The organism is Mitsuokella sp. oral taxon 131 str. W9106 (genome assembly GCF_000469545.1).
GTDB lineage: Bacteria > Bacillota > Negativicutes > Selenomonadales > Selenomonadaceae > AWVT01.
Window position 1 is genome coordinate 101,691 of the sequence record NZ_KI273065.1, and the last position, 20,902, is coordinate 122,592.

Annotated in this window: 18 protein-coding genes and 1 tRNA gene; 2 read left to right on the forward strand and 17 right to left on the reverse strand. The window is 58.1% G+C overall.

Going from position 1 to position 20,902, the window contains the following annotated elements:
* Nucleotides 1-34: 34 nt before the first annotated feature.
* The 13 genes from HMPREF1985_RS08295 to HMPREF1985_RS08355 all read right to left on the reverse strand — a co-directional run bounded on the left by HMPREF1985_RS08295 (nt 35) and on the right by HMPREF1985_RS08355 (nt 12,544).
* On the reverse strand, nt 35-1,021 hold the full coding sequence (locus HMPREF1985_RS08295; protein WP_040637496.1) for a biotin--[acetyl-CoA-carboxylase] ligase: 987 nt from the start codon (nt 1,019-1,021) through the stop codon (nt 35-37).
* 101 nt (nt 1,022-1,122) lie between these two features.
* Complete coding sequence (gene purD, locus HMPREF1985_RS08300) at nt 1,123-2,400, reverse strand: phosphoribosylamine--glycine ligase (protein WP_021772144.1); 1,278 nt, start codon at nt 2,398-2,400, stop codon at nt 1,123-1,125.
* Nucleotides 2,401-2,418: 18 nt separating this feature from the next.
* Complete coding sequence (locus tag HMPREF1985_RS08305) at nt 2,419-3,012, reverse strand: MGS-like domain protein (protein WP_021772145.1); 594 nt, start codon at nt 3,010-3,012, stop codon at nt 2,419-2,421.
* A gap of 12 nt (nt 3,013-3,024) precedes the next feature.
* Nucleotides 3,025-3,636 (reverse strand): phosphoribosylglycinamide formyltransferase, encoded by a 612-nt coding sequence (gene purN / locus HMPREF1985_RS08310; protein ID WP_021772146.1) that lies wholly within the window; start codon nt 3,634-3,636, stop codon nt 3,025-3,027.
* Entirely contained in the window at nt 3,629-4,681 is a 1,053-nt protein-coding gene (gene purM, locus HMPREF1985_RS08315) for a phosphoribosylformylglycinamidine cyclo-ligase (RefSeq protein ID WP_040637497.1), read from the reverse strand. The genes purN and purM overlap by 8 nt, the downstream gene beginning before the upstream one ends.
* A 17-nt stretch (nt 4,682-4,698) precedes the next feature.
* Nucleotides 4,699-6,141 (reverse strand): amidophosphoribosyltransferase, encoded by a 1,443-nt coding sequence (gene purF, locus HMPREF1985_RS08320; protein ID WP_021772148.1) that lies wholly within the window; start codon nt 6,139-6,141, stop codon nt 4,699-4,701.
* Between the two features lie 51 nt (nt 6,142-6,192).
* Nucleotides 6,193-6,678 (reverse strand): 5-(carboxyamino)imidazole ribonucleotide mutase, encoded by a 486-nt coding sequence (purE, locus tag HMPREF1985_RS08325; RefSeq protein WP_021772149.1) that lies wholly within the window; start codon nt 6,676-6,678, stop codon nt 6,193-6,195.
* Between the two features lie 146 nt (nt 6,679-6,824).
* The gene (locus HMPREF1985_RS08330; protein ID WP_021772150.1) at nt 6,825-7,697 is read right to left on the reverse strand and encodes a phosphoribosylaminoimidazolesuccinocarboxamide synthase; all 873 of its coding nucleotides are present in this window, start codon (nt 7,695-7,697) and stop codon (nt 6,825-6,827) included.
* A 146-nt stretch (nt 7,698-7,843) separates the two neighbouring features.
* Nucleotides 7,844-8,713 (reverse strand): translation elongation factor Ts, encoded by an 870-nt coding sequence (gene tsf, locus HMPREF1985_RS08335; RefSeq protein WP_021772151.1) that lies wholly within the window; start codon nt 8,711-8,713, stop codon nt 7,844-7,846.
* A gap of 84 nt (nt 8,714-8,797) precedes the next feature.
* Complete coding sequence (rpsB, locus tag HMPREF1985_RS08340; protein ID WP_040637498.1) at nt 8,798-9,514, reverse strand: 30S ribosomal protein S2; 717 nt, start codon at nt 9,512-9,514, stop codon at nt 8,798-8,800.
* Nucleotides 9,515-9,743: 229 nt separating this feature from the next.
* A complete protein-coding gene (locus HMPREF1985_RS08345; protein WP_021772153.1) occupies nt 9,744-10,844 on the reverse strand; it encodes a hypothetical protein in 1,101 nt (366 codons plus the stop codon).
* A 138-nt stretch (nt 10,845-10,982) separates the two neighbouring features.
* A complete protein-coding gene (locus tag HMPREF1985_RS08350; RefSeq protein WP_021772154.1) occupies nt 10,983-12,278 on the reverse strand; it encodes a purple acid phosphatase family protein in 1,296 nt (431 codons plus the stop codon).
* Entirely contained in the window at nt 12,278-12,544 is a 267-nt protein-coding gene (locus tag HMPREF1985_RS08355; protein WP_021772155.1) for a hypothetical protein, read from the reverse strand. The genes HMPREF1985_RS08350 and HMPREF1985_RS08355 overlap by 1 nt, the downstream gene beginning before the upstream one ends.
* A gap of 88 nt (nt 12,545-12,632) precedes the next feature.
* On the opposite strand from HMPREF1985_RS08355, the gene HMPREF1985_RS08360 reads away from it, so the two are divergent.
* Nucleotides 12,633-13,661, forward strand: coding sequence for a threonine aldolase family protein (locus HMPREF1985_RS08360; RefSeq protein ID WP_021772156.1), 1,029 nt, complete (start codon nt 12,633-12,635; stop codon nt 13,659-13,661).
* Here HMPREF1985_RS08360 and nifJ read toward each other — a convergent pair.
* Nucleotides 13,637-17,161: a pyruvate:ferredoxin (flavodoxin) oxidoreductase gene (gene nifJ / locus HMPREF1985_RS08365; protein ID WP_040637534.1), complete on the reverse strand. Its 3,525-nt coding sequence runs from the start codon at nt 17,159-17,161 to the stop codon at nt 13,637-13,639. The two genes, HMPREF1985_RS08360 and nifJ, sit on opposite strands and share 25 nt — an antisense overlap.
* 182 nt (nt 17,162-17,343) lie before the next feature.
* Nucleotides 17,344-17,420, reverse strand: a tRNA-Pro gene (locus HMPREF1985_RS08370).
* Nucleotides 17,421-17,590: 170 nt separating this feature from the next.
* Here HMPREF1985_RS08370 and HMPREF1985_RS08375 point away from each other — a divergent pair.
* The gene (locus HMPREF1985_RS08375) at nt 17,591-18,757 is read left to right on the forward strand and encodes an FprA family A-type flavoprotein (protein WP_021772158.1); all 1,167 of its coding nucleotides are present in this window, start codon (nt 17,591-17,593) and stop codon (nt 18,755-18,757) included.
* A 100-nt stretch (nt 18,758-18,857) separates the two neighbouring features.
* On the opposite strand, the gene HMPREF1985_RS08380 is transcribed toward HMPREF1985_RS08375, so the two are convergent.
* Together HMPREF1985_RS08380 and HMPREF1985_RS08385 are read right to left on the reverse strand one after the other, a co-directional pair.
* The gene (locus HMPREF1985_RS08380) at nt 18,858-20,156 is read right to left on the reverse strand and encodes a sensor histidine kinase (protein ID WP_021772159.1); all 1,299 of its coding nucleotides are present in this window, start codon (nt 20,154-20,156) and stop codon (nt 18,858-18,860) included.
* Nucleotides 20,156-20,833 (reverse strand): response regulator transcription factor, encoded by a 678-nt coding sequence (locus HMPREF1985_RS08385; protein ID WP_021772160.1) that lies wholly within the window; start codon nt 20,831-20,833, stop codon nt 20,156-20,158. The genes HMPREF1985_RS08380 and HMPREF1985_RS08385 overlap by 1 nt, the downstream gene beginning before the upstream one ends.
* Nucleotides 20,834-20,902: the final 69 nt, after the last annotated feature.

Below are 20,902 nucleotides of genomic sequence, written 5' to 3' on the forward strand. Positions count from 1 at the left end.
CGATTCGCGCGCCCAAATTCCATTGCGACGTTTTTCAGCGCGCGCACGCCCTAGGGCGGATGGACACCTCGCCCGCATCGACCCGCCGCCGCCCTTCTGCCGTATCGACAAGCAGCGCACCGTCCTCGTCGATGTCCGCTGCGCGCCCTTCAAACGCCGTATCTCCCCGCACGTCGATGACACGCACCTCCTGCCCAAGCGTCACGCTGTACCTGCGCCATTCGGAAAGGACAGAGGCAAATCCTTCCCGCTCGACCAAGCAGTAGATTTCATCCATCTCATGCAAGACCGCCTGAAAGAATGCGATGCGGGAAATCGGCTCACCGCAGATGATGGAAAGTGATGTGGCAACTCCCCGAAGCGGCTCTGGGAACTCCTCCTCGCCGATATTGACGCTGATTCCTGTCCCAATCACAACGTAACGGATGCGATCCATATCGGCGCGCATTTCCGTCAAAATGCCAACGACCTTCTTTCCTTCGTGAAGAATGTCGTTCGGCCACTTGATTTCCGCCGCAATGCCGAACGCTTCCATGGCACGGGAAATGGCGACGGCGGCCATGAGCGTGCATTTCGGCGCCTCCCGCGGCAGGAACGTCGGGCGCAGAATATACGAACACCAAATGCCCTTTCCATGTGGCGAGAAAAAGAGCCGATCCCTTCGCCCATGCCCGCCCGTCTGCTCCTCGGCAACGACGACCGTCCCGTCCGCCGCACCTTCCTCCGCAAGGCGCTTCGCCTCCGGGTTTGTCGAGACAAGCACTTCGCAGTGTACGATGTGCTTCCCGACAATCTCCGTATCCAGCCCACTTGCAATCGCTTCTGGCAGGAGCAGGTCCGCCGTCTCGCGCAGGACATAGCCGTTCCTTGCCGCACGCTCAATCCGATAGCCCATCTCGCGAAGCTCGCCGATATGCTTCCATACCGCCTTGCGCGGGATGCCGAGCCGATCTGCGATCATCCCATCGGAAATATATGCACGGTTTGCCTGCTGTAGGAGTTTCAGCACCTTTGTGCGCATTCTCTCACCCTCCTCATCCAAAATGACCTCCCTATTATACAATGCTTTTCCGAGAAAAAAAAGACTGCTGCATGGTTTTTCCATCAGCAGTCCTTTTCAAATCATTTCATGCGTTCAAGCGCGCGATGCGCAATGTCCCTCCGATAGAAGGCGCCCTCAAACGAAATCGCCGAGACGCCCTTGTACGCCGCAAAGGCGGCTTCCTTAACGTTCGCCGCCTTTGCGACGACGCCGAGTACGCGTCCGCCTGCCGTGACGATCTGCCCGTCTTTTTCCGCCGTGCCCGCGTGGAATACGAGCGTCCCCGCCGCCTTCGCCTTTGTGAGTCCGTCAATGGGGAACCCTTTCGGATAGGCTTTCGGATAGCCACCCGACGCCATGACGACGCAGACGGAAGACGCCGCGCTCCATTCGATTTTCATGCCGCCGAGCGTGCCGTCCGTGCACGCAAGCATGATGTCGACGAGGTCGCTCACGAGCAGCGGCAGGACGACCTGTGTCTCAGGGTCGCCGAAGCGCGCGTTGAATTCGACGACTTTCGGTCCCTCTTCCGTAATCATGAGTCCGGCATAAAGGCAGCCTGCATACGGGCGTCCCTCCTTTGCCATCGCCGCAATGACCGGCTTTAGGATTTCATCCGTCGCACGCTCGACCATGTCCGACGTCATGACGGGAGCGGGCGCATACGTGCCCATGCCGCCCGTATTCGGTCCTTTGTCGCCATCAAAAGCGCGCTTGTGATCCTGCGAGCTTACCATCGGGCAAATCGTTTTGCCGTCGGTAAACGCGAGGAGCGATGCCTCCTCGCCCATCATGAATTCCTCGATAACGACGCGGTTTCCCGCCGTTCCGAACGCCTTGCCCGACAGAATTTCATCGACGGCATCGCGCGCATCGCCAAGCGTTTCCGCGACGATGACGCCCTTTCCGGCCGCGAGGCCGTCCGCCTTGATGACGATGGGCGCGCCTTCCTTTTCGACGTAGGCGCGTGCCTCCTCCGCATCGGTGAAGACTTCGTACTTCGCCGTCGGAATGCCGTACTTTTTCATGAGGTTCTTCGAGAACGCCTTCGATCCCTCGATCTCTGCCGCCGCCTTCTTAGGACCAAATGCCTTGATGCCCGCCGCCTCCATCGCATCGACGACGCCGTTCATGAGCGGTACCTCAGGGCCGACGACGACGAAGTCGATTGCTTTTTCCTTCGCGAGCGAGACGAGCGCCGAATTGTCCGCAATCGAAACGCCCGCAATACACTCAGCGATCTCCGCCATGCCGGGATTGCCGGGAACCGCATAGAGCTTCGGCTCATGTTTCGACTGTGCGAGCTTCCACGCGAGCGCATGCTCGCGGCCGCCCGAACCGATTACGAGAATGTTCATCTGTCTTCCCTCTCTGGCTTACTTCCGGATCTGCGCGGCAAGATAATCCTTGATCATCGCGTCATAAGCCGCCGTGTGCGCAAATGCTTCCTGCGCAAGCTCCATGCGCGTGTGGGCATCGACCTCGCCTGCCTTCTCGACCTGTGCCGCAACCAACTCGTAGCGCGCGGGGTTCGTGATGACCGTGACAAAGCGAAAGTTCTTTGCCGCCGCACGAACCATCGCAGGCCCGCCGATGTCGATGTTCTCGATCGCCTCAGAAAGCGTGACATCTGGCTTCGCAATCGTCTCCTTGAACGGGTAGAGATTGACGGCGACGAGGTCGATTCCCGTAATCTTGTGTTCCTTCATCTGTGCGATGTGCCTCTCGTTGTCGCGGACGGCAAGAATGCCCCCGTGGATGTACGGATTGAGCGTCTTGACGCGGCCGTCCATGATCTCCGGGAAACCCGTGACGTCGCTGACGTATAGGACGGGAATGCCCGCTGCTTTGATTGCCTTCATCGTACCGCCCGTCGAGACGATTTCGACGCCTGCCGCATGGAGCCGTGCCGCGAATGCGACGACGCCTTCCTTATTCGATACGCTGATGAGCGCGCGCTTGATTTTCATGATGCTACCTCGTTATTCTATGATTCGTACATGGCGGCCCTCGACGCGGAGCTTTCCCTCGCAGTAGAGCTGGATCGCCTTCGGATAGAGGATGTGTTCCTGTTCAAGGACGCGTGCGCCGAGCGTTTCCTCCGTGTCGCCGTCGAGGACGGGCACGGCCGCCTGCAGGATGATGGGGCCGCTGTCCGTTCCCTCGTCGACGAAGTGCACCGTGCAGCCGCTGACCTTCACACCGTAGGCGAGCACGTCGCGGTGCGCGTGTGCGCCGGGGAAACTCGGCAGAAGCGCCGGATGGATATTGAGGATGCGCCCCGTGAAATGGCGCACGAAAAGCGGCGTCAGAATGCGCATGAATCCCGCGAGGACGACCAGCGTCACGCCAGCCTCCTCCAGTGCCGCGATGAGCGCCTCTTCGAACAGCTCGCGCCTCTCATACGCCTTGCGGTCGATGCACGCGGCGGGAATGCCCGCCTCCCGCGCGCGCGTAAGCGCGTAGGCGCCCTCCCTGTCGGCCAGCACGACGGCGATCTCTCCAGCAACCTCGCCGCGCCCGATGGCGTCGATGATGGATTGGAGATCCGTCCCGCGTCCCGAACAAAGGACACCGAGTCTTTCCTTAGCCATGGAACACGCCGCCTTTGATCGTCACATCATGGCCGCCCTTCGTGACGCGTCCGATTTCGTAGACCGGCTCGCCCCTTTCGGCAAGCGACGCTTCGATCTTCTTCGACTCGTCCTCCGCCGCGATGAGCACCATGCCGATGCCCATGTTGAACGTGCGGTACATTTCCTTCCAGTCGACATTGCCCCATTCCTGCAAAAGGCGGAAAATCGCCGGCACCTCCCATGCATCCGCATCCACCGTGACGGCAAGGCCTTCGGGAATCGCACGCGGAATGTTCTCGTAGAAGCCTCCGCCCGTGATGTGCACCATGCCGTGAATGTCGAACGCCCGGATGAGCGGCAGGCATGTGGCAGGATAGAGACGCGTCGGCGTCAGAAGTGCCTCGCCGATCGTCTTGCCGAGCATTTCGATGTATTCATCGCCCTTGAATCCCTTGCGCTCGAAGCAGATCTTGCGCACGAGCGAGTAGCCGTTTGAGTGCACGCCCGAAGACGGCAGACCGAGCAGCAAGTCGCCTTCATGGACGCGTGCGCCAGTGATGAGCTTCGACTTCTCGACGACGCCGACGGAGAACCCCGCGATATCGTATTCGCCTGCGGGATAGAACCCGCCCATCTCCGCCGTCTCGCCGCCGATGAGCGCGCAGCCCGATTCCTTGCAGGCACGCGCGACGCCTCCCACGACGGCCGCGACCTGCTCCGGGTCGAGCTTGCCGACGGCGAGATAGTCGAGGAAGAAAAGCGGCTCCGCACCCTGCACCAAAATATCGTTGACACACATCGCGACGGCATCCTGCCCGATCGTATCATGCCGATCCAGCATAAAGGCAAGGCGGAGCTTTGTGCCGACGCCGTCCGTGCCCGATACGAGAACAGGCTCCTTGTACCGATTCGCGGCGAGCGCAAAGAGACCTCCGAATCCGCCGAGGTCGCCGAGGACTTCGGGGCGGTACGTCGCCTTGACGCTGTCCCTGATGAGCTTCACCGAGTAGTTGCCCGCATCGATGTCGACGCCGGAATCCTTATAGGTCAGCTTCTTGTCCATGGAATCGCTCCCCTTCCTCAGCACTTCGGCTGCTCAAATACGTACTTGCTGTCGCCCTGCGGCTGATGTCCCTCCTCGATTGGGTATAGGCTGTCGAAGCACGCATAGCACATCGCTTCGGGATCGGCAGCAGAAACCGACTTCTTGAGCCCTTCGATGCTCAGGAAGTGCAAACCGTCCGCTTCGATATACGCGCGAATCTCCTCTACGGACTTCGTCGCGGCGATGAGTTCCTTGCGGACGCTCGTATCGATGCCGTAATAGCACGGATAGCCGATCGGGGGGCTGCTGACGCACATGTATATCCTGCGCGCACCCGCATGACGAAGCATGCGGACGATCTTGCCGCTCGTCGTGCCGCGCACGATGGAGTCATCGACCATGATGACGTCCTTGCCCTCGACAACAGACTGCACGGCGTTGAGCTTGAGCTTCACCGAAGAATCGCGCTTCTTCTGCGTCGGCTGGATGAACGTGCGCCCGATGTAGCGATTCTTGATGAGCCCTTCGACAAACGGGATGCCCGCCTCGTAGGCGAATCCCGTCGCTGCCGTCGTGCCGGAATCCGGAACGGATATGACGATATCGCCCTTGAACCCCGACTCACGCGCGAGCATGCGTCCCATCATGAAGCGTGCCTCGTGGACGCTCTGTCCGTCGATGATGGAGTCCGGGCGCGCGAAGTAAATGTACTCGAAAATACAGGAAGCTTTCTTCTCCTCCGTCGCAAACGGATACGACCTCAGCCCGTCATCGTCGATGACGACCATCTCGCCCGGCCGAACGTCGCGGACGAACTCCGCGCCGACGACGTCGAGGCCGCACGTCTCCGACGAGAGAATCCAGCTCCCCTCCTCCGTCCTGCCGATGCAGAGCGGACGGAACCCCTGCGGGTCGCGTGCGCCGATGAGCTTATCCTCCGTCATGATCGAAAGGCAGTAAGCCCCCTTGATCTGCATCAGGCTTTCGATAATGCGCTCCTCGATCTTCTCCTTGCGCGAGCGTGCAATGAGATTGACGAAGACCTCCGAGTCGATCGTCGTCTGAAAAATCGTCCCTTGGCTTTCGAGTGCCTTGCGGATTGCCGCAGCATTTGTGAGATTGCCGTTGTGTGCGAGCGCAATCTTGCCGCCCGCATAGGAGACCATCAGCGGCTGCGTATTCGCAAGCAGGCTCGAACCCGTCGTCGAATAGCGCACGTGACCGATGGCGATATACTGATTGTCCATGTGTGGAATCTGATGGCGAAATACTTCGCCGACGAGCCCCATGCCGCGCGAGACGTCCATCCACGCGCCGTCCGTCAACGCGATGCCCGCACTCTCCTGTCCGCGATGCTGCAGCGCATACAGGCCGAGATACGTCATTTCCGTGACATTCTCCGTATGCGAGTAGACGCCGTAAACGCCACATTCCTCTTTCCACTTTGCTTCTGGCGTGTAGCCATCAATGTCGTACATGGTTGCCCCGTTACTTCCCCTTCTTGTTCCGTGCCTGCACCGTGCGCGGTCTCAGAGCTGCGCCGCAACGCGTGCCGCTTTCTTCTCCACGTCCTCGGCCATTTTCTTGCGATAGTCCATAAGCTTTCCCCTAAGCCCCTTATCCGACACGGCAAAGATTTCCACGGCAAGGATCGCTGCATTCTTCGCACCGTTGACCGCCATCGTCGCGACGGGCACGCCAGAAGGCATCTGCACCGTTGCGAGCAGTGCATCCATGCCGTTGAGCGGCGTTGCATTGACGGGAATGCCGATGACGGGAAGTGTCGTGTAGCTCGCGACAACGCCTGCGAGATGCGCTGCTGCGCCTGCGGCGACGATGAATGCGCCGATACCCTTCTCCTCGGCAGCACAGACGAAATCGCGCACCTTGCCCGGCGTGCGATGTGCCGATGCCACAGCGACCTCCGATTCGATGCCAAATGACTTCAATAATGCTGCGGCCGGCTTTAGGATCGGCCAGTCCGAATCACTGCCCATCAAAACGCCTACCTTCATGGCAAATCATCTCCTATCGTATCGAATACACCTATCCGTTATCATCATAACGAGAACCCGATATGCTGTCAAGGGAATCCCATTTTGATAAAACGAAAGAAGGGGGCATCGCCCCCCTTTATTCCCTGTTGCCTTTTGAGATCCCCTCAGTCGAGCGGCTTTCCCGTCAGAAGTTCATACGCTTCCTTGTACTTCGCAATCGTCTTGTCGATCACGTCCTGCGGCAAAAGGTAATCGCTGTCTGGATTCGCCTTGAGCCAATCGCGGACGAACTGCTTGTCGTACGACGGCTGCCCCTTGCCTGCCTCGTATCCCTTGAGCGGCCAAAAGCGCGAGCTGTCCGGCGTCAGCACCTCGTCGCCGAGAAGGATATCGCCATTCGCGTCGAGACCGAACTCAAACTTCGTATCCGCGATGATGATGCCGCGCGAATACGCGTAGTCCGCGCACTTCTTATAAATCGCGATCGTGTAGTCGCGCACCTTCTCCGCGTACTCCATGCCGTGACCGGGAAATGACTTCTCAAGCACCTTTGCGCCCTCTTCAAGCGACACGTTTTCATCGTGGTCGCCAAGCTCCGCCTTTGTGCTCGGCGTGAAGATCGGCTCAGGAAGCTTCTGCGACTCTTTGAGCCCCGCAGGCAGCTTGATGCCGCAGATTGTGCCGTCCTTCTTGTAGCTCTCCCATCCACTGCCCGTGATGTAGCCGCGCACGATGCACTCCATCGGAATCATCGTGAGCTTCTTGCACTTCATCGAATTGCCGCGAAATCTTTTCTGCTGGAAAAAAGCCGGCATATCGCCATTATCGACCGAAATCATGTGGTTCGGCAGGATATCCTTCGTGAAATCGAACCAAAACTTCGACATCTGCGTCAAAACCTTGCCTTTGCCCGTAATCTGATTCTTCAGAATGTGGTCAAAGGCCGAGATGCGATCGGTTGCGACCATGATGATGCTGCCATCTGCCTCATAGACTTCGCGGACTTTGCCAGACTTAAACGGTTTGTATTCTTTCATCGTATCGTCTCCTCTAGTCGTGATATGCTACGAAACTAATTTTATCATAGTGATAAACGGAGGGCTTGTCAAATGCAGAAGCATGGAAAAAGCCTTTGGCACGCTATTTTCATAGCGACCAAAGGCCTTCCGTGCGCGCTGCGCGATCACTTGATCTGTGCGGCGACTTCTGCCGCGAAATTCTCCTGCTTTTTCTCGATGCCCTCGCCGAGCTGGTAGCGCGTAAACGCCGTCACCTTGACATCGCCCAGGACATCCGCAACCGTCTTGTCGGAATCCTTGATGAAGGCCTGCTCCATGAGACATACTTCCTTATAATATTTCTTGATGCGGCCTTCGACCATCTTATCAACGATCTTCTCCGGCTTGCCTTCCTCCAACGCCTGCTTGCGGAGGACCTCCTTCTCGTGCTCGAGTGCCGACGCATCGACGCCACTGCGGTCGATAGCGAGCGGGTTCGCTGCTGCGATCTGCATCGCGACGTCCTTGCCGAGCGCCTCATCGCCGCCCGTCAGGTCAAGCAGGACGCCGATCTTGCCCCCCATGTGGGTATAGCTTGCGATATGACCCGCGCTCTCGTAACGGACGAAGCGGCGCAGCGAAATCTTCTCGCCGATTGTCGCCGTCGCTTCCGTGACGAGCGTCGCGACTGTCTTGCCGTCAATCTCGCTCGCGTTCAGCGCGTCGAGGTCAGCGGGAGCTGCCTTCGCGATATGCTCCGCAATCTTCTTCTCCAATGTGCGGAACTGCTCGTTGCCGGCCGCAAAGTCCGTCTCGCAGTTGACTTCGACGAGCACGCCGACCTTGGCGTCCGCGCTCACATACGCTGCGACCGCGCCCTCTGCCGCGATGCGTCCCGCCTTCTTCTCCGCCTTGGAGATGCCCTTTTCACGGAGCCAGTCGATTGCCTTTGCCTTGTCGCCGTCCGTCGCCGAAAGCGCCTTCTTGCAGTCCATCATGCCTGCGCCCGTCGTCTCGCGCAGTTCCTTTACCATTGCAGCGGTGATCTGTGCCATCGTTTTTCCTCCTACTACTTTTGCAAATAAAACAGGGGCAAGGGACTAATCCCTCACCCCCTGTTTTCTTTTTATTCGATTGGTTTACTCGGCAGCCTGCTCGTCTGCCTCGCCGCCCTCGCCCTGCAGGCCTTCCTGCACGGCGTCTGCCATGCTGCCCGTGAGGAGCTTCACGGCGCGGATTGCATCGTCATTGCCCGGAATGACGTAGTCAATCTCGTCCGGGTCGCAATTCGTGTCGACGATTGCGACGATGGGGATATGGAGCTTGCGCGCCTCGGCAACGGCGATGCGCTCCTTGCGCGGGTCGACGATGAAGAGTGCGCCGGGAAGCTTCTTCATTTCCTTGATGCCGCCGAGATATTTTTCGAGCTTCTCCATCTCGTGGCGGAGGATCTGGACTTCCTTCTTCGTGAGGACGTCAAACGTGCCGTCGGCTTCCATCTGCTCGAGCTCCTTGAGGCGCGAGACGCGCTTCTGTATCGTCTGGAAGTTCGTCAGCATGCCGCCGAGCCAGCGCTCGTTGACGTAGAACATGTTCGCACGCGTCGCCTCCTCGCGGATCGCCTCCTGCGCCTGCTTCTTCGTGCCGACGAAGAGAATGCTCTTCCCCGACTCCGCAACCGAGCGCAGGAACGCGTACGCCTCGTCCACCTTGCGAACCGTCTTCTGCAGGTCGATGATGTAGATTCCGTTGCGCTCCGTGAAAATGTACTTCGCCATCTTCGGATTCCAACGACGCGTCTGATGGCCGAAGTGGACACCGGCCTCCAAAAGCTGCTTCATGGAAATAACTGACATAATGGTGCACCTCCTGTTTTTCTTCCGCTTTCTTCCTCATCCTGCACCACCTATCTTAGGCACAGGGCAGGACTCCAAAAGCGTGCTTCTTATTACACCGCTAGCGATTATATCATATCCACGCGCCTTGCGCAATGGAAAATATGGATTTCCTCAAGAAACGCTTGTAGGGGGTAATTGCAATAGCAAATCGGACAGTTTCTCCAAAAATTCAGTGTCCAATTTAATGTTACAATTGACCAATGCTCGTGATGTCAAGCATGCCGCCGGGCTTCCCATCTGCATCGGGATTTCCGTATCCTTCTGCCGTTCGGATGCTCGCCATGCCCGTCGGCCTGTAGGGCTTCTTCGTCGACTGCACGCGCGTCTTTTCGTCGTCTTTCCTCATTTTCTCCGGCATCTCCTCATAGTCCTTGGAGTTCGTGAACTTCTTCCACTCGTCCATGATGGCCATGAGCATGAAGATGAACTTCTCCTTCGGGAGCGAGCCGTCGGCTGTTTTCGCCTGCTCGGCAAGCTGCTTGAGCGCTTCTTTCTTTGCCATGAGCGCATCTGCCTTTGCCTGCTCCTTCGCCTCGGCAGAAAGCTGTTTTTCTTGCTCCTTGTCCACCGCGCCGCCCTCTTTTCCCGCATCCTTGCCGTCGGCGTTTTTTGGGGCGTCCGCGCCACGCGCATCCTGTGTGCCACGCATGCTTTCTGCATAAGCGTCCTGTGCGCCCTCTGCCGCACCTTCCACGCCGTGCACCCTCGCTTGTGCGGGTGAGCTGATTGCGCCGTCCGCTTTCACGTCCGCGCCTAGATCGTCATCCATGGAGGCGGCGGCGTTATTTGACTGCGTCGCAGCTTCCCCCATTCCCGTCGCTGTGCCAGCAGCCGCACTGCCGTTCGTCATCGCGCCGTCTGCGCTTCCATAGCGGTTTTCGAGCTGCATCTCCGTCGCGACTTTGAGCTGTGCCTGTGCGACGGCGCGCTGCGCCTCCTCCTTCGTCTTGGCGCGCTTCAGTACCTGCTGCAGCTCCGTGCGCGTCTGCTGGGCACGACGCGCCTTGTCGTACAGATCCGGGTCGTTGTCCTTCAGGTACTTCAGCTCATCGACCGAGAGCTCGCGCCCGCGCATGAGCTTCTGCCGGATGATGGAGGTACGCAGCCCGCTCGTCATATCCGCCTGCTTCGTCTTCTGCGTCGTCATGCGCGCGTCTATCGTCTGATTCTTCTTGAGCTCCTCGCGCATCTGGCCGAGGCTCTGTCCCGTCCGAATCTTCGTCTTCGCCTGCAGCTTCAGATCCTTCATCTGCAAATATTGCCCGATGCGGCCTATCCCTTCAAACATCGTGGTTCCTCCTTGAATCCATGCTTCTCCATCTTAGTGTTATATCGGCGTTTCGTTGCTCCTTCTTCACCGCAACAAACGGTCAGCTGGGTGCGCCAAATGCTGCGGGCGTGCGTGCCATGCGCAAATACCTCGCTTTTATTTGCGAACCGTTTCTTCATCGATCTGTGAACCGTCGGGCAGATAGCTGCGTATCTCCAAGTGATCGCGATCCGCCTTCAGCGTCAGATAGTTGTCCGTTTCGGGCTGCGGCGCAATCGTTTCGTCGAGCGAATGGTCGATCCACAGCCCCGGATAGCGCACGTTTCCCGCGACGCCTGTCAAGATGTACAAAGGGCCTGTCGGGTCGTGCTGGAAATTGCGGATATGGCCGCGATTGCGGTAGGTATGCAGATGCGCCGAGAATACGACGTCGATATTCGCCTTGTCAAAAAGCGGCATCCAAATCCTGCCGTCGTCCGATATGCCCTCGCACCGTTCGGGACGGTTATGGATTCGATATTGGAGGACTTCTTTGTGCATGAGCACGATTTTCCACTTCCTGTCCGTCTGTGCCACGTCACGGCGGAACCATTCCGTTTGCTCCTCGATAAGCCCCGGATGGAATGCCTGTGTCTCATCCTCTTGCGTGTTGAGCACGATGAAATGCACCGGCCCGTAATCAAAGGAATAATAGTAGCGCGAAAATACTGCACTGCCGTTTTCCGGCACGGCGAACGCATGCAGGTAGGCTACTGGCTCACGCACCTTCCACGCCTGATCATACGTTTCATGGTTGCCCATGACAGGCGCGACGGGAATGCGGTCGATGATGCTGGAAAGCGCCGAAAACCACGCCTCCCACTGCGTATGGTCCTCCCCATTGTCGACGAGATCGCCCATGTTGATGAAGAAATCGGCGCGTGGATTGCGCTTTGCTGCATCCTGCGCAAGATTCTGCCAATCCGTGTAGTCGCTCGACTGGGAATCCGGGAAGATGAGCGCCTTGAATCCTTCACCGGCATCGGTATGAAGTGAGTGCCAAGATCCCGCCACGCCTTTTGCCGTGATGCGGTATTCCATGCTCGCGCCCTTCGGCAAATCATGCAGCACGGCCGTGTAAATCACAGCCGTCACACCGTCGTCCGTAAAGACATCCGCTTCTGCCGATGCGCGTTTCGTCTCTTCCTCGCCTACGCACCGATATTCGACGGAAGGCGCTTCGAGCGCGCCTTCCGTCTGCCACATGATCGTGCGTGCCGCCGCATTGTCCTGTGCAATGACTTGGCGCACGAAGCGAATATCGTCCCGTTTCTCACTGCCCGTCATGCCGTGTGCCTTCCCCGCCAGCTTCTGCCAAACGCGGTATTTCATAAAGGTCCAGCCGCCGCCCGCGAGCACGATGGCAGCGCCGCAGGCAGCAAGGAACCTGCGGCGTGAAAATTTACTATCCATCACAATCGCCTCGAACCGAATTGTATTCTGTAATCCGTAAAATTATTATACGACAAATCTTCCCCTATGGCATGATTTGGCATAATAAAATTTTCCTTGGATAAAATGCCCATTTCGCCTATAATGAAATCGCTTACGCTGACCGCTGCTGCACCGCTGGCATGCTCATCCCAAGCGAACGAAATACGAGGAGGAGCCTTCAAATGAACGATAGAACCGAACGACTTTTTTTGCGTCTGACTATATGGAAGGCGCACACCCTGCAATACTGGAGCGCCTCCTCGCGACGAACGGGGAGCAGACGGCAGGCTACGGGCTCGACCCCTACTCCGAATCCGCGCGGGAAAAATTCGCATGGCATGCGCGGCGCCAAATGCAAACGTCCATTTCCTGCTCGGCGGCACGCAGGCCAACGCGACTGTCATCGACGCTGTGCTTCGCAGCTACGAGGGCGTGCTCGCTGCGGCAAGCGGCCATATCAGCGTCCACGAAGCGGGCGCGATCGAATACGGTGGGCACAAGGTCCTTGCGCTCCCGCACGAGCATGGCAAGCTCTCCGCCGCAACGATCGAGGCCGTGCTTTCGGCAAGCCGTGCCGATGAGAACCGCGACCACATGGTCTTTCCCGGCATGGTCTACCTCTCGCAGCCAACGGAGTGCGGCACGCTCTACACGCGGGAAGAACTCACCCGCATCCATGCCGTCTGCCGCACGCACGATATCCCGCTCTACCTCGACGGCGCACGTCTCGCCTACGCGCTCGCCTGCCCCGAAAACGATGTGACGCTCCCAGACATTGCGCGCCTCTGCGATATATTCTACATTGGCGGCACGAAGTGCGGTGCGCTCTTCGGGGAAGCCGTCGTCCTGCCGAATCCCAGCTTCATCCCGCACTTTTTCACCATCATCAAGCAGCACGGCGCACTGCTCGCCAAAGGGCGCATCGCAGGCATCCAGTTCGACACGCTCTTTACGGACGGGCTTTACGAGGCAGGCGGCGCCACAGCGATCAAGGCTGCTGCACGCGTTTGGCCCTGCACGAAAAGCGGATTCCGCTCGCTTGGGAGACGCCGACGAACCAGATCTTCATCCGCCTCACGCACGCGCAGCGCGCGCGTCTCGAATCGTCTGTCGCCTTGGGCTTTTGGGAGCAGGCAGACGATGCGCACGTCATCATGCGCATCGCGACGAGCTGGGCGACGACAGAGGAGCAGGTCAGCACCCTTATCGCGCGCCTTTGATCCATCGCTTGGCTCATTTCCCGCAAGGCATACGCGAAACGCGAAATCCCGCCATGCAAAAACCGTATGCATCCCTTTTAGTCGGAACGCATACGGTTTTCTTATGCCATGCAGCGCTTATTTGCCTGCCAGCTTTTTGTAGTTGTTGTAGCGGTCTTGTGCGTCGCGCTGCGTCTTCTCGAAGAGCGCTTCTGCCGCTTCGGGGAACGTCCGCTTGAGGTTGATGTAGCGGTTCTCGCCCATGAGGAAGTCCTGGAACTTTGAGAAGTCCGGCTCCTTCGAGTCGAGGCTGAACGGATTTTTATCCGTGCCGACGAGCTGCGGGTTGTAGCGGTAGTTCGCCCAGTAGCCGCACTCGACAGCGAGTTTCTGCTCAAGCTGTGCGCAGCCCATGCCCTTGCGGATGCCATGGTTGATGCACGGCGAGTAGCCGATGATGAGCGACGGGCCATGGTATGCCTCTGCTTCAGAGATCGCCTTCAGGACCTGATTCTGGTCTGCGCCCATCGCAACCTGCGCGACATAGACATAGCCGTACGACTTCGCCATCATGCCAAGATCTTTCTTGCGCGTCTTCTTGCCCGTTGCCGCGAATTGTGCGATAGCCGCCGCGGGCGTCGACTTCGATGCCTGCCCGCCCGTATTGGAGTAAACCTCCGTATCAAAGACAAAGACGTTGATGTCCTCGCCCGACGCGAGCACATGGTCAAGCCCGCCGTAGCCGATATCGTAGGCCCAGCCGTCGCCGCCGAAGACCCACTGCGAACGCTTGATGAAGTAATCGCGGTTGTCGTAGAGCTTGTTCAGCAGTTCGTCTGCGCCCTTCTCCTTTGCGAGGAGCGCTTCGAGCTCCTCGGCACGCTCGCGCGTACCGTTTCCGTCCGCAAGGTGCGCGATCCAGTCGGTGAGCGCTTCCTGCAGTTCAATGCTTCCCTTCTTCGCTTCGACTGCCGCCTTCGCGTCGGCTGCGAGCGACTCGCGAACGGACTTCGTGCCGAGCAGCATGCCGAGGCCGAATTCCGCGTTGTCCTCGAAGAGCGAGTTCGCCCACGCCGGACCGTGTCCCTTGACGTTTTTCGTGTACGGCATCGACGGTGCGCTGCCGCCCCAAATCGAGGAACAGCCCGTCGCATTTGCGACCATCATGCGGTCGCCGAAGAGCTGCGTGACGAGCTTTGCATACGGCGTCTCGCCGCAGCCTGCGCACGCTCCTGAGAACTCGAGAAGCGGCTGCTCGAACTGCGAGCCGATGACCGTTTCCTTCTTCATCGGGCTCTTCTTCGGCGCGACCTTTTCGGCATCGACGCCGTAGTCAAAATACGCCTGCTTTGCCTTGAGCTCGTCATCGAGCGGCGTCATCGTGAGCGCCTTGACCGGGCAGACCTGCGCACAGTTTCCACAGCCGAGGCAGTCCATCGTCGAGACGGCAACCGTGAAATGGTAGTCCTTGACCGTCCGAAGCTGCTTTGCGGGGAAGCCTGCGGGCGCTGCCGCCTTCTCTTCATCCGTCGTGAGGACGGGGCGGATCGCAGCGTGCGGGCAGACAAAGGAACACTTGTTGCATCCGATGCACTTCCCGGCATCCCAAACGGGGACATTGATCGCCGTGCCGCGCTTTTCGTACGCTGCGCCGCCGAGCGGGTACGTGCCGTCTGCGCGGTCGCCGCTGAACATCGAGACGGGCAGCTTGTCGCCCTCCTGACGGTTCATGACTTCCTGCACATCCGAAACGAATGCAGGCACGTCGCGCTTCGCCGCTTCCTCATCCTTCGCATTTGCCCAGCCAGCGGGAACCTCGACGCGGTGGAGCTTCTCGATGCCCTTGTCGATCGCGCCGTTGTTCATGTCGACGATATTCTGCCCCTTCTTTCCGTAGCTCGTGACAACGGCATTCTTGAGGTACTTGACCGCCTCGTCGAGAGGGATGATCGCCGCGAGCTTGAAGAACGCGGACTGCATGACCATGTTGAAGCGGCCGCCGAGTCCGAGCTCCTTCGCGATCTCGACGGCATTGACCGTGTAGAACTCGATCTCATTCTGTGCGATGTAGCGCTTCATGTAGGCAGGCAGATGCTCGGAGAGCTCCGCATCGCTCCAAACCGTGTTGAGCAGGAACTTGCCGCCCTTCTTGAGACCTGCGAGCAAGTCGTAGCGGAATACGTAGGACTGCTGCGAGCACGAGATGAAATCCGCCTTGTTGATGAGGTACGGGCTCGTGATCGGCAGCTTGCCGAAGCGCAGGTGCGACATCGTGATGCCGCCCGACTTCTTCGAATCGTAAGCGAAATACGCCTGTGCGTACATATCCGTATCGTCGCCAATGATCTTGATCGCGCTCTTGTTCGCACCGACCGTGCCGTCCGAGCCAAGGCCCCAGAACTTGCACGCCGTCGTGCCTTCCGGCGTGAGATCGACGTCGCTCATAACGGGCGCGAGGCTCGTATGCGTCACATCGTCCTCAATGCCGATCGTGAAGCCGTCCTTCGGCGCATCCTTCTTGAGTTCTTCAAATACCGCAAAGATCTGATCGGGCGTCGTATCCTTGCCGCCGAGTCCAAAGCGGCCGCCGACGATGACGGGCGAGAGCCCCGAATCGTAGAATGCCGCCTTGACGTCGAGGTAAAGCGGCTCGCCGAGCGCGCCCGGCTCCTTCGTATGATCGAGGACGGCGACTTTCCGGATCGTCTTCGGGAGGACTTTCAAGAAGTGCTCGATGGAGAACGGACGGTAGAGATGGACGGAGAGCAAGCCGACCTTTTCGCCCTGCTTGTTGAGGTAGGAAACGGCTTCCTGCACCGCCTGGCAGACCGAGCCCATCGCGATGATGACACGGTCTGCATCCTTTGCGCCGGAATAGTCGAAGAGATGATACGCACGTCCCGTGATCTTCGCCATCTCGCCCATCGCTTCTTCAACCAATGCAGGCAGTGCATCGTAGTATGCGTTTGCCGCTTCGCGTGACTGGAAGTAGACGTCCGGGTTCGTCGCCGAGCCGCGGATGACCGGATGATCCGGATTGAGTGCCCGACGGCGGAATGCTTCGACCGCATCCCAATCGAGCACCTTGGCGAGAGCCGCATAATCGACGACCTCAATCTTCTGAATCTCATGCGACGTGCGGAACCCATCGAAGAAATTGATGAACGGGACGCGCCCCTTGATCGCGACGAGGTGCGCAACGGCAGCGAGATCCATGACCTCCTGCACGCTCGCTTCGGCGAGCATCGCACAGCCCGTCTGACGCGCTGCCATAACGTCCTGATGGTCGCCGAAAATGTTCAGCGAGTTTGCGGCAAGTGCGCGCGCGCTGACGTGGAACACGCCCGGCAGCAGCTCGCCTGCGACCTTGTAGAGATTCGGCACCATCAGCAAGAGACCCTGCGACGCCGTGTACGTCGTCGTCAGCGCGCCGGCCTGCAAAGAACCGTGAACCGCGCCTGCCGCGCCGCCTTCCGACTGCAGTTCGATGACGCGAACCTTCTGCCCAAAGACATTCTTCGCGCCTTTGGCCGCCATCTCGTCGACTTTTTCCGCCATCGGCGAGGACGGCGTGATCGGGTAGATCGCCGCGACGTCGGTAAAAGCATAGGAGATATAGGCCGCAGCAGTATTGCCGTCCATCGTCTTCATTCTTTTGCTCATGCTTTCTGCTCCCCTCTTCAGTATAAGGATATTGGCATAGATATAATAGACATTTGTGATGAATGGTCCCATCTACTATAGATTTCATCCATCACGATTCATTATACCTTCTGAAAAAGGTCTTGTAAATATGATTCATCACAACAAAAAAACCAGCTCGCAAGCTGGTCTGATTGACTAGATGGTCGGGATGACAGGGTTCGAACCTGCGGCCTCATCGTCCCGAACGATGCGCGCTACCAAACTGCGCCACATCCCGACGACAGACACAATTATACGGTATTTCCATCTGTTGCGCAACCCCCTTCCTCAAAAAAATGCTTGCTCCAATGAAAATTTCTTTCTGCAAGAATATTCCTTGAATCAAAACGTTTTATCGCTTAAAATGGAACCATACGTTTACCGAACGCTGAAGAAAGAAGGTACTATATGGACGCTGTCAGAATTCGCGATGATATTTACTGGGTCGGCGCGATCGACTGGTCGATGCGCAACTTCCACGGATACGAGACGGGACGCGGCTCCTCCTACAACGCCTACCTGATCCTCGACGAACATGTCACACTCATCGATACGGTCAAGGAGCCGTTCGCAGGGGAACTCATCGAGCGCATTTCCTCCCTTATCGATCCGGAAAAGATCGACTATATCGTATCGAATCATGTTGAGCCGGATCACAGCGGATCCCTCTTGAAGATTCTTGCGCTCTGTCCGAACGCGACGGTCATCACCAGTCTGCCAAACGGGCTCAAGGGGCTCACAGCACGCTACGGCGAGCAAGCGTACAAGGGCATCAAGGCGGGCGACACGCTCTCGATCGGGCACCGCACGCTCTCCTTCGTGCCGACCCCGATGCTGCACTGGCCGGACAGCATGGTCACGTACTGTCCCGAAGAAAAGGTTCTCTTCTCCAACGACGCATTCGGCCAGCACCTCGCCTCAGGGCAGCGTTTCGACGATGAAAACGACATCGATCTCATTCTCTTTGAGGCAAAGAAATACTACGCCAATATCCTCATGCTCTACGGCAGGCAGGCACAGGCGGCGCTCAAGGCGCTTGCAGGGCTCGATATCGAACTCATATTGACGGGGCATGGCATAAGCTGGCGCTCTCATATCAAGGATATCCTCTCGCTCTACCAAAAATGGTCGACAAACGAACTCGAAGATCGCGCTGTCGTCGTATTCGACAGCATGTGGCACGCAACGGAAACGATGGCGCGCACGATCGTCGAAGCGTTCAACGCAAAGGGAATCCCTGCCGCGTTCTACGACATCAAAGCAAACCATAACTCCGACATCGTCACGGACGTACTCACGAGCAAGTACCTCGCCGTCGGCTCTCCGACACTCAACAACGACATGATGCCGTCGATCGCGAGCTTCCTATGCTACCTCCGCGGCCTTTCGCCCAAGGGACGCAAGGCATTCGCTTTCGGCTCCTACGGATGGGGCGGGCAAAGCATTGCACAGGTCGAGGAACAGCTAAAGGCAGCAGGCTGCGACATCGTGCTCGAAAAGCAGCGCATCGCCAACGTACCGACAAAAGCACAGCTCGCGGCGCTCACCGAGGCCGTTCAACAGATCGACGAATAAAACCGGAAATCCTTTCCCCTATTTACACGTGTATGTACACTTGCACATATATAAGCACAAAAAAGCGGGGCAGTCGCTGGGCTGATCCGCTTTTTCCCATTCATTTCATCTTTTTGCCAAGCTCGATGAGGAACGTCGTTCCTTTTCCAAGCTCACTCGCAATCGAGATCCTGCCCTTATGCAGGCGCACGATTTCCTGCGCAATCGCAAGACCGAGCCCATTGCCGCCCATCTCTCGTGCACGCGCCTTGTCCACGCGATAAAATCGGTCAAAGACGCGTTCCTGGTCTTCCGGCGATATGCCGATGCCCGTATCGGAAACGGCAAAAGAAACATGTCCCTTCTCTGCCTTTCGATACGTGACACGCACTTCACCGCCGTCCTGCGTGTACTTCACGGCATTGTCGATGAGAATGAGCACGAGCTGGCGGATACGCTGCTCGTCGGCCTGGATCTCGACCTTTCCCTTCGCGTCGACTGCAAGCTTGATATGTTTTTGTTCGGCGAGCGGCTGCATGAGGCGCGCCGTCTGCTCGATGACGGAGGACAGTTCGAACTTCGACGGCTTGAGCTTGAGCGCCTTGTTGTCCCCGCGCGCGACAACGAGGAGATCGCCGACGAGCTTTGCCATCTTCTTGACCTCGTCGTGCACGTCGTCAATGACCTGCTTCAAGAACGGCGATGTGACGGATTTGTCGTTTTGGAGTATCTCGGACGATGCCATGACGATGGCGAGCGGCGTGCGCAGCTCATGTGACGCGTCGGCGGCAAACTGCCGCTGCTTTTCGTACGCTTCCTTCAAAGGGACCATCGCGCGCCCGGCGAGGATATGGCAGATGCCAGCCGCTGCGATGACGGCGAGCATGCCGAGGAGCGCGATCGCATACGTCGCTTTTTCAAGACCATTGTACATCGCCGTGACATCCTTGCCAACGTAGACCATCTGCGCATGTTCGCCCGACGCCGTCTTGACGCTTTGGGCCGTCATCATGATACGGCTCTTCACCCCATTCTCTCCCGACTTTCCGACGACGATGACATCGTCCCCGCCGCTCCAGTTCTGTATGACATCGAGAATGAACGGCTCTATGTGGAACGAAGCACGCGCAAAGTTCAGCAGTCTTCCCTGATCATCGAATACATAAAAGAATAGACGGTCATTCGTGCTCTTATAGACGAGGCTATCATCCGAGACAATGCCGGGATGCTGATTGAAGTACGCCTGCGCCTCCGCTACGTTTCCAGCCGTATCGACGAGCTCGCGCGCCTGCTCCGACGTGATCGACCATTCCAATATCTTGTGCATGCCAAAAATGAGACCGGCAAGAAAAAAGAACATGACGATCGAGTAGATGATCGTGAGCTGGCGGCGTCCCGTGCCGAATAGGCTTTTTGCCATCAGCTTTTCGCCTCCAGCTTGTAGCCAACGCCGCGCACCGTCTTGATTGCCGTTCCCCCATCACCGAGATCGAGCTTCTTGCGCAGGATCTTCATATAGGAGTCGATGTTGTTCGAGCTCACGTCCGACTCAAGCCCCCAAATGCGGTCCAAGATGATATCGCGCGGGACGACGATGCCGATATTCTGCGCGAGAAGGTCGAAGATCTGGAACTCGCGCGGCGAGAGCTGAATGACTTGATCCTTTTTCTTCAGGACCTTTGCTGTGCGATTGAGCGTGAAATCGCCGACTTCGACGATGTCCTGCTGAATCTTCTGCGTGCTGCGGCGACCGAGCGCGCGCAGGCGTGCGAGCAGCTCAGCGAACTCGAACGGCTTCACGAGGTAGTCGTCCGCGCCTGCGTCAAGCCCCGTGACGCGGTCCTCGACGGAGTCGCGCGCCGTGAGCATGAGGATCGCTTTCTCATAGCCTTCTTTGCGCAGGCGGCTGCAGGCATCGACGCCCGACTCTCCCGGCATCATCCAGTCGAGGATCAGAATATCGTAATCCGTGTACATCGCGTATTCATAAATGTCGCTGCCATTCGTTACCCACTCGACCTGGATCTCGTTCTGTTCGAGCATGTACTGAATGAGCTTGCCGAGACGCTTGTCGTCCTCTGCCAATAAAACGCGCATGACCAATCCCTCCTAGGCTTTCGGATACGTTTCTGGCTCTATATATACAAAAATTCCGTGAAAAGACAA

Coding starts and splice junctions, on each gene's coding strand:
- HMPREF1985_RS08295 (WP_040637496.1), bottom strand. CDS start 1,021: ATGCGCACAAAGGTGCTGAAACTCCTACAGCAGGCAAACCGTGCATAT.
- purD (WP_021772144.1), bottom strand. CDS start 2,400: ATGAACATTCTCGTAATCGGTTCGGGCGGCCGCGAGCATGCGCTCGCG.
- HMPREF1985_RS08305 (WP_021772145.1), bottom strand. CDS start 3,012: ATGAAAATCAAGCGCGCGCTCATCAGCGTATCGAATAAGGAAGGCGTC.
- purN (WP_021772146.1), bottom strand. CDS start 3,636: ATGGCTAAGGAAAGACTCGGTGTCCTTTGTTCGGGACGCGGGACGGAT.
- purM (WP_040637497.1), bottom strand. CDS start 4,681: ATGGACAAGAAGCTGACCTATAAGGATTCCGGCGTCGACATCGATGCG.
- purF (WP_021772148.1), bottom strand. CDS start 6,141: ATGTACGACATTGATGGCTACACGCCAGAAGCAAAGTGGAAAGAGGAA.
- purE (WP_021772149.1), bottom strand. CDS start 6,678: ATGAAGGTAGGCGTTTTGATGGGCAGTGATTCGGACTGGCCGATCCTA.
- HMPREF1985_RS08330 (WP_021772150.1), bottom strand. CDS start 7,697: ATGAAAGAATACAAACCGTTTAAGTCTGGCAAAGTCCGCGAAGTCTAT.
- tsf (WP_021772151.1), bottom strand. CDS start 8,713: ATGGCACAGATCACCGCTGCAATGGTAAAGGAACTGCGCGAGACGACG.
- rpsB (WP_040637498.1), bottom strand. CDS start 9,514: ATGTCAGTTATTTCCATGAAGCAGCTTTTGGAGGCCGGTGTCCACTTC.
- HMPREF1985_RS08345 (WP_021772153.1), bottom strand. CDS start 10,844: ATGTTTGAAGGGATAGGCCGCATCGGGCAATATTTGCAGATGAAGGAT.
- HMPREF1985_RS08350 (WP_021772154.1), bottom strand. CDS start 12,278: ATGGATAGTAAATTTTCACGCCGCAGGTTCCTTGCTGCCTGCGGCGCT.
- HMPREF1985_RS08360 (WP_021772156.1), top strand. CDS start 12,633: ATGGCATGCGCGGCGCCAAATGCAAACGTCCATTTCCTGCTCGGCGGC.
- nifJ (WP_040637534.1), bottom strand. CDS start 17,161: ATGAGCAAAAGAATGAAGACGATGGACGGCAATACTGCTGCGGCCTAT.
- HMPREF1985_RS08375 (WP_021772158.1), top strand. CDS start 17,591: ATGGACGCTGTCAGAATTCGCGATGATATTTACTGGGTCGGCGCGATC.
- HMPREF1985_RS08380 (WP_021772159.1), bottom strand. CDS start 20,156: ATGGCAAAAAGCCTATTCGGCACGGGACGCCGCCAGCTCACGATCATC.
- HMPREF1985_RS08385 (WP_021772160.1), bottom strand. CDS start 20,833: ATGCGCGTTTTATTGGCAGAGGACGACAAGCGTCTCGGCAAGCTCATT.